A 12927-nucleotide genomic window follows, 5' to 3' on the forward strand; every position below is an offset into this window, starting at 1 on the left:
TCCGTTCTGTGGTTGCAAAACCATGCTACTCTATTGGGTCGGTGAAAGGTGACTCCCAGTCAGTCGAACAAACTCCTCCTGAGGCATATGTAAGTTTTGAGCCAGCGTTCTAAGGGCGGTCAGGGTTTTGTCTGCACCGGCAGGATCAAGTTGAGTGCGCTCCAAGAAGAGCAGCCGTAGGTGCATATAAAAAGCGACTCGCGGGTTTCCGTGAAGATAGAGAAAAGAAGCATACCCGCCTAGGCGAATCGAATCATCCGGTTGATATGCAAGCGCCTGGAGATAGTAGCGTTCTGCCGCCTCAAACTCTCCCAATTCTTCCATACAGATCGCCAAATCATAAAAACAAAAGCCATGTTCATACTCCGGTAACTCGGTAACAATTTTCAAGAACAATTCGGAGGCAAGCCGGTACTCTCCTCTCACAAGCAGGTCCCGAGCTTCACTTTCTACTTCGATCAGATGGTCAAAATCGCCCATTGGCGAACCCTATTTCTTTCGTGGCTCAACATGGAGGTTCAACCCTTCAACCATTCGCCTGTCACCTGGGTAAAGATTGCGAGGCTCGAAAGTCTGGATATTAACATGCGGACTTAGTCCATGCGGGTTTGTAATGTCAAACCGGACCTGTCGAGATTTATCTAGCGACTCTAAGATAAGATCAGAACCCGGTTGTGGCGGTTTGGTGGCTCGGAATTCATTGCCTAAGAACCGATGAAGCAACCCAACGAAGTCATCAATCTTAGATCCGGACGCCGCAGTCCCCAACGCGAACAGTCCTTTGCCAGCTAACTTGGCTGCATCAGCAACAGGCAAGTAGTCATCAATATTTCCGAAGTACACATCGGAGGATATGGCATCTTGTGAATAGTTCTGAACATGCGATGCTGTATTCACCGCTGGAGACGCCGGCGGCGGTGTTGGTGTCGGAGGACTGCTGGACCTCTCGACAAGCGCTCGGAATTCTGCAATCCGGTTAAACCCTGGAGAGCGGTCGACCTCATTAATGTAGTCGACATAGAGCGTCTTGTACGCACCCAAATACAGTGGGCTCAGTTGGTTGTATTGAGCGGTGGTCACTCGCCCGCTGAGAAGAAGAACATTGAGATCGTAAATATCAAGGAACTGATTCTTGTTCCAATCAGTGAGGGTGAGTTCGATGTTAGGAAGATTCTTTACTTGGTCGACTGTGTAGTTTCCTGTCGGATCCGTGAAGTTCACCGGGTTATTCATCACATAGCTATACCGGTTGAGCGACTGCGGATCGCCCGGATTGGGCACGAGGGTATCGGCGCTGATGAAGCGGCCGAGGACGGGATCGTAGAGCCGGGCGTGATAGTCGTAGAGCCCGGTTTCATCCAGCTCCTGCCCCGTATACTTATAGGGGACATTCGCGGTGCCACCGTTGCCCAGGGTAGCCCCGAAGGGATGGTAGGACAGTACTTGATCCACGCCGCCCGTGGCGTTCGTCACGAGCCGGGTGGACCCCAAATGGTCCGCATGGAAATAGCTCACCGGCTGGCCTCCGCCCGAGTTCCGCATCGCGATCCGCTGGCCGTTGGCCCAGATGTACTTCGTACATTGGCCGTTCTCGCATTCGTAGTGCGGGCCGAAATAGAACGTCGCCACGGTCCCCACCGTCTTCTTGACCCGCTTCCCCTGCGCATCATACGCGAACGTCGTTGTCGTAGATTGCCCCGGCGTACAGCCGGTGCCGTTGACGGCAATACAGATGGGACGGTTCTCAGCATCATAGGTGATCGTCCGCCCCGCCCCGCTGGTCAAATTGCCGTTGTCATCATAGAGGTACGTGTGGGGGCCGGCCGCGCTCACCGCATGCGGGCGCACACTGGTAGGACCGCTCGACGGGTAGGTATAGGCACCGAGGAACGGCCAGGGGGTAATGACAACGCCGCAACAGGCGGTGTTGGAGGTCACGTTCCCAATCTGATCATAGACGTAGACTCCATCCCAGGACCCCGAATCCTGCGCGATCAGATGATACCCGTGAACGAGCCGGTCCAGCCCGTCATAAGCAAAGGCCCGATAGCCACCCTCGGAGGAGGTTTGATCACCAATATAGGTCACGTGGCCTTTGGCATCATACGCGTAGCCCTCATCCATATAGACCGCAGGGGTCTTCGTGGTGCGATAGGACTGCATCCGAAAGGTCTGCGGATCATACGTATAGGCCGTGCTGACGCCGTTGCCAAAGGTCTGACTGGCCGGTTGCCCAAGGGCATTGTACGTGTTGGCGGGATATTCCAGATAGACCCTGTTCTCAGGTTCATTGAACCCCGATACTTTCTGCAGGAACGGACCCGTGTAGTCATATTGCACCCAGCTGCCCCCCTCGTAGACATCTGGATCATAGACCCGCTGGAGTCGCCCGAGATTGTCGTAATCGGCATTCATCTCCCGGCTGAAGCCGTCGATGGAGCGCGTTTCCGTGGTGACTCTCCCCTGGGGGTCATAGCCCAACAGCGTGAAATTCGTGGCGGTGGCGGTGCCCGTGAGTCGGCCCACGCCGTACGTCGGAGTCGGCCATCCCATCTTCCAAATGATCGGCGCATCATAGGTAAAGCGGGCGTCCCCGCTGCCCACGGGTTTTGGCCCGGCACCACCGTAGTCTTTCTGCACAAGGCGATTGAGCTGATCGTATTGGAACCAGACGGTTTGGTTCTTGGCGTCGGTCTGCCTGATGAGATTGCCCGCCGCATCGTAGTGATAATTCCAGCAGGGCGCCGGGTACCACGGATAGCTCGTGCTGGGGGTCAGGACCGTCAGATCCCCACACCGGCCCATGTCGGGATCGGACATCGCGATCTTGCGGCCTAGGGAGTCGTACCGCATGGTCGTGACATTGCCCTTGGCGTCGGTCAGCTTCACGAGATTGCCCAGCACGTCGTATTGATAGATGGTCGTGGTGTAGGGGGTCCCGACGGCCGTGTCGCAGGTCGTGAAGGTACCGGTGTATTCGTCCACCCGAATCAGTCGCCCATACGCATCCCGCGTCTCCCGCTTCTTGTGATTATTGGCATCGACGGTGACCGTCACCCAGTCGTCGTAACAAGACAAGGCCCGAATGGTCTGCCCCGCCGGGCTCGGATTGTCGATTCGAATCACACGACCCAGGGAATCATACTGAGGCGTGATCCACTGTTGAGATGCAGTCGTGAATCTCGGAACGGACTTGCGTTTTACCGTTCCGGTTGCATTGTACTCGGTCTCTGTCAATACGACTTGGAAGTCTCCCGGTTCTTCCTTTTTGATGGGGCGACCGAGCCCATCGAAATAGGTGGTCGTGAGTAGTCCGACTGCTCCTGGAAGCAGAGAACCGGCCAGCGACTGCACGTTCTGTGCATTGTCCCCATCTATCGTATTGCCAGGCCCCCCACTGAAATAGGTGTAGTTATAGAGTGTTTCTACGGGGTTTACTGGCCCGCCGGTCTCCTTCGTTTTTCGGCCTAGCACATCATATTCAAAAGTATGCCCAATGCCATTGGGGTCCCAGGCAATAGCCACCTGACCGTAAAGGCCCTTTGTGGAATCCGTGCCGGCCGTCACGCCGTAGTACCAGAGTCTCGTCTGATGATTGAGGGCGTTGGTATTGGTGATTGGAAAGGTCTGAAAAATGGAATCATAGGCAAGATTGGTGTCGCCTCCGTTGGGGCCGCGCGTGCAAATCACATTGCCAAACTGATCGTAGGCCTTGCGTATCTCTGGACTGGCGCTCTCGTTCAGCCAGCGAACGACGCGAGTCAAATGGCCCTTGATGGGCGTCTGATTCGTGGACGGTGTCCCGCAAGTTGTGGTCCCATCATAATACAACGTCGTCTGAGCCTTGAGATTCCCTGGACTGGTTCCGATTCCCTCATAGATCGCTTCGCTCGTCGGAAGCCCAAGTATCCATTCCTCCGCCACATTCGGGGAATAGGTCCGCACCACGGTGCGATCATCGGTCGTGACGGAGATATCTCCATGCTGATCTTCACGGATGACGTTGCCATAGGCATCATAGGCGTAGCCGATCTGGATCGTTTTACAACTGGCAGGTGTGCTGTCGCATGTGGACACCTCTACTGCAAATGGCGGATTAAAAAAGGGGGGCGTGGACGGACCGGACTGATAGTAGACATTGCGTGCGCTCAGTTGGACCGATTGGTTATCGCTTACCACCACTTTATAAGGCCTACCCCGCATATACCCATGAGAGACATCGGGAAGATTGACAAGGCTTATGTCATTACCCTGATGAAACCACGTTTCGGCCGAGAGCCGCTCGCCGTTTGGGCCGATAGGACCTGTGAGTTTGGCATAGTTGAATCCACGGAAGTCTCGCTCGGGACTATAATAGTACCCTCCGGCGTAGGCGTAGCTGTTGGTTGAGGTAATTCCAACGCTACAATCAATCTGAGAAATCCCACTATTGTCGCAATGAGAGATGGAGCTAACAGTTTTCACCGCGGTAGGGAGCTGCGTGTTGGCATATTGCGTCGATGGCGCATAGGTAATAGTGGTCAGACCTTTGATGTTGTTCTCTACGCCGACAATGTTGTCTTCCGGTGTGATCGTGGTGTTGAGGTCGACCGCCCCGGTCGTTGAGTTCCACACCGAGAGAACATCTGCTTGTCCGTCACCACTAAAGTCGGCCACGAGATTCGCCTCAGGTGTGGCAGAGATGGACATAAAAAATCCGCTGATTGAGGAGAAGTTGTAGTTGGGGCTACTGAGGTACGCTCTTCCCGTTCCCTGACCGGTTTGGGTCGCCGCAACCACATCTAAAATACCATCTCCATCAAAATCACCTTTGTAATTCAGTCCCGCTGTTCCGCTGAAGATTCGGCTTGTTGCCGTGATGGTGGCAAATCCCGTCCCGGTCGACCGGTTGAGGTATATCGAACTGGTGGTGGCAATAGAATTGAGATCGGATTTGCCATCCCCGTTTGTGTCTCCGACGTACATAAAGGATGCATCGGCATTCAGAGATAGCCCTGTTACTTGACTACTTGCGGTGAATCCAACTCCAGAAGCATAGCTTATATACACTTGTGCGGACCCAGCGCCAGTCGCTGTGACGGCAACGAGGTCAGTCTTGCCATCCCCATTGAAGTCTCCGAGTCTGTTCCACGCCATCAGGGAATGCAGGGTAACGAGGGACGCCGTGCCCGTTGTGAAACCATTGCCGGTGGAATAGTTCACAACAACCTGTCCAGGCCCCGATCCGGAAGCCGGCATGCTGGTAATGGCCATGACATCGGCTTTCCCGTCACCGTCAAAATCGCCAACCAAGTTCCGGCCATCGGTCGCGCTTAATGTGAGCGCCGTGTAGTTGCTCGTGGTGAACCCTGACCCGGTGGCATAGTTGATGGCCGCTGCCCCAGTTCCTGGCGTGCCGGGATTGGTGATGGACAGAATATCGATCTTCCCGTCTCCATTGAAATCGCCGAGTAGATTCTTCGGATCAGTGCCACTGAGGGTCAGGCCCGAGTAGGATGCAGCGGTAAACCCATTGCCGGTGGAGTAGTTGACGGAGGCTTGGCCTGCCCCTGGATTTGTCAGCGACAGCACATCCGCTCGACCGTCGCCATTGATGTCGGCTGGAATATTGCGGGTAGCTGTAGAGGAGAGTGTCAATCCCGTCAACGAGCTGATCGCGGGAGCAAAGAGATTTCCGCCGTTTCCGTTACCATAGCGAAAAGTGGTTATCGGCAATCGGGCCGCAGTAGTGGCATTGGTCACATTGCCGCTGGCATCGAGCGTTGCATTTCTCCCAAAGTGGTCAATTTGAAAAAGACGGGCACGGGATTCCTGAAAGCCTGAGCTTTCGTAAGAGTACGTGAGGCGATAGACCCGCACCAAGGAACCGTTGGCTTTAACTTCAATGGTTTTCAGGCGCTTCCCAGTCGTGACGAGGAAGTTGCTCAAATAAAGTGGAAGCGAATACGGCTTGTCATTGAGGTAAAACTTGACCGAGTTGGTCGGAGCCAACGGGCCGTTCCCCGTGTAGTCAATTCGCTCTATATAAGCCTGGCCCTGATCGCTTACATATGTAACTGTCATATAGTTGCCATCAGAGTCGGTCACGCGCTCCAAACACCACTTAAAGACCTTGGTAGGGTCTAGCGGGTCCGCTATGCGCGTGGCGGTAGTCGTCCCAAAGAGGTACTTTGTGCCGTTTCGGTCTGTCACTTCCCATCCGGCAGCCAGCTTGCGAATGCGAGAAAACCTGCTCTCGATCTTCGGCCGATATTCGTTGCTTGGTGCGGGGGGAGGTGCCGGCACTAAATCCCCCGCCGCTCCGTTCAGCTTAAAGACATATTCATTTCCGCTGAAGTTGATGCCGTTCTTGGTTTTTCGTTCAATATCGCCCAGTTCAAGCGCCCATCCACGTCCCACCCATCCGTTCCCTACGCTGCTACTGTAAGTGAGGGTCAGATTCGGCTGCACACCACCACGCCCCGGTGGCACTTCAATCGGATAGCTCATACGCAACATGCCGGTAAACAAATCCGGTCCGATTCCCTGGACAGTTGAGCTAGAGATCGGCATATCAAGGTCCAACTCTTGGGCCAATACAACGCCGGGGCGCGAGAGCCCAGGCGCCGTGGCCAGAACAAGGATCGCAACAAGTCGGACGAACATGAATCGTGCGCGCATCAGCAGCCTCCCTCCGGCATCGTAGCGTCACAGTCGGACGTGATGATTTCCATGAGGCCGCAGAGTACCGACTTCTCCGCCAAACACAATCACCTCAAATGCATGGGCATCCATTCGGATGGGCCCCCATTTAGGGGTCATTCACACATAAGTGAGCTTATGAGCGAGAGCCCCTTACGGGGGAAAATCACAAACGCCTATGAAGCACAAGCACTGCTATTTGGAGACCGTGAATATTCGGATCGGTCGACATGATCATGTAACTGAATGACAATAGTTAGTTAATGTATGGATAACCATGCCTCCTGAGAACTGAGTACAGTACGGAACCCTAGCAGATGTACTGCCTCTCAATTACCGAATGGAGCTCTACTATGAATGCTTCACTGGCAGCTTCACGGACTCAAGAAGCTTACCCCGGCGCCTCACTCTTTCCTCTCGCGCGTGTGGGTGTTGTGGTCTGTGATCCCGTCCGTTACCGAATACTCTATTCCAATGCCAGAGCCACGGAATTGCTTCGATGCATTGATCCTGAAATGGCTTGCGGCATGTCACTGCAGTTACCGAAACCCCTCGCAAAGTATTGCACAGGACTCGGTATAGCAGTGCCATCACAGTCAGACGATCAGAGCACGGCCGGTCGTCTGGTGTGCAACCTGCGCTGCGTCATTCGGTTCACTGGAATTGCGATCCCGAATGCGCGAGGTGGTAGTCGAAAAGATATTCTCCTGCTACTCGAAAAAGAAGAAACCGCAGCGGAGTCGGTTTCCACAATCGCTTCTTCCGCTCTTCCGTTCACCAACCAACAGCAGAAGGTGCTTGCCTTCTTGCGGGAAGGATTGAGCAATAAAGAAATTGCGGCACGGTTGTCCTTGAGCGAATACACCGTCAAAGACCACCTCAAGCGCATTATGAAAAAGATGAACTGCGGGTCGCGTATTGCCGTTGTGATCGGACTTGTGTCGGCAACGCCGAATGATCGGCGCGCGAATTAGCAGGCCGCTGAAAAACTCTTCTGCCCCCTACAGTCATTGGAGACACGGAAAATCGAGATGCTCACGAGAAACGTTTCGCGGCTCTTTTGAACGCCGCCGGCCGACTTTGTCTGTTATCGCCTACGCCACGTCCAGGCGCAGCAGCCGGTTCCGGTGGCCCTCGTAATCCGGCACAAGGCGTTCGTAGGGCGTCGGCATGAGTGAAGATGAGATGAGAAAGTCCGCCGACGCCCGGTTGCAGGCGATCGGAATATTCCAGACAACGGCGATGCGGAGCAGCGCTTTCACGTCCGGATCGTGCGGATGCGGTTCGAGCGGGTCCCAAAAGAAGATCAGGACATCGATCTCGCCCTCGCTGATCTTCGCGCCGATCTGCTGATCTCCGCCCAGCGGGCCGCTCTGCAGCCTGGTCACCGGCAAATCCAGTTCCGTCGCCAGCAACATTCCGGTCGTGCCTGTTGCGATGAGACGATGCCCGGCCAGCGCCTCGCGGTTGAACTTCGCCCAGGCCAGGAGATCCTGCTTCTTGTTATCGTGGGCCACAATGGCGATGGTCTTTTCGTCGGCCATCGATACAGTCGTGTTGTTCATCGCTCCTCCTTGGTCATGAGTCTACGGACTTGTCATCTCCGTTCCTCACACAGCATGGCAGGGCCTTGTTACAAATAGATGTCGTGACAAGTTCCCAGTGGCATCAACCACTTGAGCGGGTGTCAGCCGGCCATAACCAACCGTGGACCAGCTAGACAAGTGGCTTGGGACGTTCACACCACCGGCCGGGATTCATAACCGTGCCCATGGCCACGACAGCAACGATGCCGGCGAAGAGCACCAGCGTCACCATGAGAAAGAACGCACCGCGCAGATTGGGAAGCATACAGGCTCACCTCCTTGCCGCTCGTAACGTTGTTCATACCGACCGATACCCCTGACCGAACACGACTTCACTCGACTTATTCCACGTACTGTTCCGGATCGATAACGACCTTCTGGATCGGTCCCTCGGACGGGATCGTCAGGAGATGGAGCTGGCCTCCCACCGCGCCATTCTCCATCTGGAATGCCTCGCCATGATCGATCGTCGCCCGAACCGCCAGTTTGTACAACACCTTCGCGTCTTCAACACTGAATGTCGAGAGGAAGCAAGCTTCCTCTACGCGCAAGCGATTGGCCTCGATCGCACGGCTGACCTCCGGCCGCTGCTTGTCCCGTTCAAAGTGGCCGCTCGTATCCAGTAAGAGCGCCGCGACGCGCTCGTCCCCCAGGAATCGCACCCCGCAGCCGTCGAAACTGAGTTTTCCCACGCGTGCCGTTTTCACGCTCCATAACCCCTTGCGGGTCTTCTCCCACCGTAATTCCCGAACAGCAACCAGCGGCACAGCTCCGTCGAATCCGCCGACCGCGACGAATGCGATATGCGGATTCTCCGGCGCCGGCAAGACGGCCGACGTCGCGGCGGACACTCCCTGCTGTTCCCGGTACCTGTCCAACAGTTTGCGAATGAGAAGGTCCGCCTGCGCATCGACCGACAGCGGCTTACGCGACCGGGACAGGGTCTTGCAAACAGCCTGAAACTGCTGATGCAGGGAAAGCCGTTCGCCATACCACCCCTCAAAAGCCGCCACACTCCGCTGACTGGGCATACAGGTTTTTTCTATTCGGGAAGGGTTAGGGGCGCCGGATCCCCAGAGCACGGTGTCGGCTCCGAGCATGATGCCGGTGGAAGTGAGAAAGATTCCGATCAACGTCCCAAACATGATGGTTTCATCCTATCGCAGGCTCATCACCGACAGGTTGCAGCCGGTTCAAGATCGCGTTAACCGTCCGCAGTCCATGACAAGCAAGAATAATTAACACATCCGTTACAACAACCCGAGCGGCGCGTAACAGCTTCTCCTCTATATATCTCTCCGCGATGTCAACGACTAAGCCGCTTGCCCGATTCATCCCACCGACCGGCATCCCGCACCGGCAGGGCTCCCTTCAGGCCATCCTATGGCCGCTTCTCACCGGGTTGCTGCTCGTCACGGCTTCCTGCGGGGATTTGCAGGATCCGGCCTCCGGAACGCAAGAGGCCTCTCCTGCACAACCATCCGTCACCCCGGTCTCCCAAGAACAGACCGGAGAAACCGCGCCGCCCCTCGCTGATACCTCCACATTTCCTGCTGAACCAGCCCCCTCGCTCCCACCACCGGAGGCCACCCAGCTTCCAACAGACATGCCCTCCGGCCCGCCGTCTCCAGCCCTGGCGTGGGAGAAGCCTGAGATGCAGCCGATCACGTTCGAATGGAACCCGAGCCCTTCCGGCGATGCAGTAGGTTATAAGATCCTGATCACGACGATGTCTGCCAAAACCCAATATACATTCGAAACCGGTCCTGAAACCCGCCTCACGGTAGACCTCCCGAAAGGGGAGAGCTATTACGCAACCCTGGTCGCCTTCAATAGCGCCGGGCAAAGCCCGCGGACCGACTACATACGATTCGATCTGTTCTGATTCCTGCCACAATCAGCGTGACCGGGAAGGCCCTAAGAAGGCCGGCGAGGAGCAGTCATGCTCACCCGGCAGACTCCTGAAGAATCCGTTTTCCTGCGAGCGCCGTCAGTGTCCTGCCGGTCCTAACGTTCGAGCCTGGTTCTGCAGAATTGCGTCGAGCCTGATTCGGGATTGGCTCTGAAGGCGCTTTATATCATCTCTCGCAAGAAGCGGATCCGCAAACGCCTGGTCGGACGGTGCGATCGGAGCCAGCGGAAACATGGTCAAGGCAGAGCGCTTGGCAGCCGGTTTGCTTTTCCAAGGGTTATAGAGCGGGTCACCGACCAGCAGCATCCGCCAGCTCACCCAGCGACTGGTCAGGTAATAGGACTCGACCAGTGAATACTGGCCGGTCATGAGCAGCCCCGCAAATTCGAGCGGCTCGGGGAAAGCGTCCAGGTAGGGCTCTGCCACAGAGCCGAGCGTCGCGGTAATCCCGCGATCCAGCGCATTCTTGCACCAGCCTGATTCCCCGGAGCTATGGAGACTCACGGCTTCAGCGGAGGCCATATGGTAACCGATCGCGCCGGTCCGGAAGGTGAATGCATCTTCATATTGTCTCAACCTGTACCAGCCAGAATAGAACGCCACATCCGGCGCGGCACCGGGACGCTGAAAACGCACTTCTGTATTGTCCAGTTGCGATCGGTACGTGGTGTGCTGCGTGACAAACTGATGCAAGTCCCTCAGACTTTGATCGTAGCGGCCGTACGTATCGGAGGGATCCTTGACCGGCAATCCGCGCGCATCCAGATAGACCGTACCGGTCAGCCCCTGCCGCTCCGCCTCTATCGCGCGATCCACCAAGCGGATCGCCAGGTCGGCCGTGGAGGCATCGAGCCGGCTCACCATCAGAACAGGAATCTCTCGATGTCCACCTCCGGGTTTCTTGAACCCATGGTACAACGGATTCGCCCGGCGCCAGGCCGCGCCGTACAGCGGCCGATCCCACCAAAGCAGGCTCAGCTCACTATCGACGCTCGCGTCGGCGTGCTCGTCCGACAACTGATTCAGTTCCATCGCAGCCAGACCGAACACACCATAGGCTCCGTACACCTGCTCGACCCGTTGATAGAGATCGGTCCGCCGGTCTCGAATCGGAAGTTCCAACGATCCTAGCAGCAATTGCAATCCCTCCGCTTGCTGGGCGCGCGTCTGCGTGGCTGCCTCCCCCCAGGATTCCGGCCCATCCTGGAGAAGTTCGTGCTGCAACTGCGAGAAGCCGGCCACTCCCTGATGGTCCCGGACGATGGCCTCCAATCGTGAGGACCACTGTGCATCGGCCGGCGGCTTCAGCTGCCTGACCCGCTTGATGGAAGCTTGAACGGCCTCGTCGACGCGCAGCAAGAATGCGATGTTGCGCTCGTAGGTAACGGGACTCTCGGCGGGCGGCGCGTCAGAAGCGGAGGCGGAACCGGCACTCACGGCGATGGCCCCGGCCCGACGCTCAAGATTCTCCAGCCGCACCCGCGCGGCACCGAGTCTGGTGGCCGCATCGCGATGCCAGCCTTCCTCATCGGCCATGAGCCTCGGAGCGGCGACCCGAAGAGGCACGCCATAGACCGTCACGATCACACGAATCGATTTGTGAAGGCCCTGCGCGTGGAGCATCTGCCGGAGGGGCGTCACCAGGCGGCGTTCATAGTCCTCCCGGCTCATGGTGTCGTCGAGCGGAAGATCCAATTTAGCTATGTGCTGCGCAGGAATTCCCCGGCGCGTCGCATAATATTGCGAGACCGAGAGACTCTCACGGCTATTCGCATTGGCCACAATCACGACCTGATTCGGGGAGAGCTCCGCTCGAACAGCAGGAGTATCGAACAACAAGACCAGGCCCTGGAGAATCGCCAGGAATCCGATGAGGAGCACCGGAGCAGACATGGGGCCTAGACCTTTCGCCCTCAGATAATCGCTTCGCAACATCTTCAGCCTTAACGCCCCAATTCCGGTGTCAGCATTGCCCAAAACCAGACCTGTCCTAGTTGAAATTTACGCATCGGTAATCCGCCTCTAACTCTGCTGCAACGCCGGGTTTGTAGACTGTACACAATACAACAATATAAAGGGAGGAACAGATGGTCACAGTCGGACAATTGATGAAGAGAGAGCTGATTACGGTGGACGCGGGGACATCGGTGATCGAAGCGGCAAAGCTCATGAAAACCTGCAACGTATGCAGCGTACTGATCGCCGAGAAAGGACGCATCATCGGCATCGTGACGGAATCGGATATCGTGAAGAAGGTCATCGGCTCTGACCGCGGTCCATACTTCATTCCGGTGGAAGACATCATGAGCGCTCCGATCGTCGGAATTGAAGAGCGCAGCCCTCTCACGGAGGCGGCAGATTTGATGAACAAGCACCGGACTCGCCACCTGGGTGTCGTGAAAAGTGGCTCGATCATCGGTATCCTATCTGTCCGTGATCTGCTCCAGCCGGTTTCAGTCGACGAATTCTAACGTTATCAATCCCCTCTCACCACAATCCTGTCATGCCTGCTCTTCCGCGACCGTCGCGGGAGAGCGCGTTCTATCTATGTAGTGGACTATGGATGCTGGAAAGGAATGACGCGGGCAGGGCTAGGAGCCTGTCCGACATTACCTTCGTGACGAGGCGAAGGAGATGTGATCAGCTGCGAGGCCGCAGGCCGGGAAAAACCGGATGCGTATTCGCTGAATACGCTGAGGATTTTTTCTGGCCGAGAACGACGCAGATGGTGACAGATCATTCGCCGCA

Annotated in this window: 9 protein-coding genes; 3 read left to right on the forward strand and 6 right to left on the reverse strand. The window is 56.4% G+C overall.

The genetic code is table 11. The features are described 5' to 3' along the window. Window positions 1-30: 30 nt before the first annotated feature. Window positions 31-480, reverse strand: a complete 450-nt coding sequence (locus Q8N04_16165; GenBank protein ID MDP3092208.1) for a tetratricopeptide repeat protein — start codon at window positions 478-480, stop codon at window positions 31-33. Between the two features lie 9 nt (window positions 481-489). Beyond that, entirely contained in the window at window positions 490-6660 is a 6171-nt protein-coding gene (locus Q8N04_16170; GenBank protein ID MDP3092209.1) for a SpvB/TcaC N-terminal domain-containing protein, read from the reverse strand. Between the two features lie 605 nt (window positions 6661-7265). On the opposite strand from Q8N04_16170, the gene Q8N04_16175 reads away from it, so the two are divergent. Then, a complete protein-coding gene (locus Q8N04_16175) occupies window positions 7266-7655 on the forward strand; it encodes a LuxR C-terminal-related transcriptional regulator (protein ID MDP3092210.1) in 390 nt (129 codons plus the stop codon). Between the two features lie 120 nt (window positions 7656-7775). Here Q8N04_16175 and Q8N04_16180 read toward each other — a convergent pair whose 3' ends face one another. The 3 genes from Q8N04_16180 to Q8N04_16190 form a co-directional block, all read right to left on the reverse strand. Further along, entirely contained in the window at window positions 7776-8246 is a 471-nt protein-coding gene (locus Q8N04_16180) for a methylglyoxal synthase (protein ID MDP3092211.1), read from the reverse strand. Window positions 8247-8397: 151 nt separating this feature from the next. After that, window positions 8398-8532, reverse strand: coding sequence for a hypothetical protein (locus Q8N04_16185; GenBank protein MDP3092212.1), 135 nt, complete (start codon window positions 8530-8532; stop codon window positions 8398-8400). 76 nt (window positions 8533-8608) lie between these two features. Further along, the gene (locus tag Q8N04_16190) at window positions 8609-9412 is read right to left on the reverse strand and encodes a hypothetical protein (GenBank protein MDP3092213.1); all 804 of its coding nucleotides are present in this window, start codon (window positions 9410-9412) and stop codon (window positions 8609-8611) included. A gap of 158 nt (window positions 9413-9570) precedes the next feature. Here Q8N04_16190 and Q8N04_16195 point away from each other — a divergent pair, with 158 nt between their 5' ends. After that, the gene (locus Q8N04_16195) at window positions 9571-10152 is read left to right on the forward strand and encodes a hypothetical protein (GenBank protein MDP3092214.1); all 582 of its coding nucleotides are present in this window, start codon (window positions 9571-9573) and stop codon (window positions 10150-10152) included. 105 nt (window positions 10153-10257) lie between these two features. Here the strand turns inward: Q8N04_16195 and Q8N04_16200 are convergent, their stop codons facing one another. After that, entirely contained in the window at window positions 10258-12072 is a 1815-nt protein-coding gene (locus Q8N04_16200) for a TIGR03790 family protein (protein MDP3092215.1), read from the reverse strand. Between the two features lie 194 nt (window positions 12073-12266). Here Q8N04_16200 and Q8N04_16205 point away from each other — a divergent pair, with 194 nt between their 5' ends. After that, window positions 12267-12650: a CBS domain-containing protein gene (locus Q8N04_16205; GenBank protein ID MDP3092216.1), complete on the forward strand. Its 384-nt coding sequence runs from the start codon at window positions 12267-12269 to the stop codon at window positions 12648-12650. The last annotated feature ends 277 nt before the right edge of the window (window positions 12651-12927 follow it).

This window comes from Nitrospira sp. (assembly GCA_030692565.1).
GTDB lineage: Bacteria > Nitrospirota > Nitrospiria > Nitrospirales > Nitrospiraceae > Nitrospira_D.

Bases quoted from the DNA above. Each gene is read 5' to 3' on its own strand.
- Q8N04_16165 (MDP3092208.1), bottom strand. From the start codon at position 480: ATGGGCGATTTTGACCATCTGATCGAAGTAGAAAGTGAAGCTCGGGAC.
- Q8N04_16170 (MDP3092209.1), bottom strand. From the start codon at position 6,660: ATGCGCGCACGATTCATGTTCGTCCGACTTGTTGCGATCCTTGTTCTG.
- Q8N04_16180 (MDP3092211.1), bottom strand. From the start codon at position 8,246: ATGAACAACACGACTGTATCGATGGCCGACGAAAAGACCATCGCCATT.
- Q8N04_16185 (MDP3092212.1), bottom strand. From the start codon at position 8,532: ATGCTTCCCAATCTGCGCGGTGCGTTCTTTCTCATGGTGACGCTGGTG.
- Q8N04_16190 (MDP3092213.1), bottom strand. From the start codon at position 9,412: ATGTTTGGGACGTTGATCGGAATCTTTCTCACTTCCACCGGCATCATG.
- Q8N04_16195 (MDP3092214.1), top strand. From the start codon at position 9,571: ATGTCAACGACTAAGCCGCTTGCCCGATTCATCCCACCGACCGGCATC.
- Q8N04_16200 (MDP3092215.1), bottom strand. From the start codon at position 12,072: ATGTCTGCTCCGGTGCTCCTCATCGGATTCCTGGCGATTCTCCAGGGC.
- Q8N04_16205 (MDP3092216.1), top strand. From the start codon at position 12,267: ATGGTCACAGTCGGACAATTGATGAAGAGAGAGCTGATTACGGTGGAC.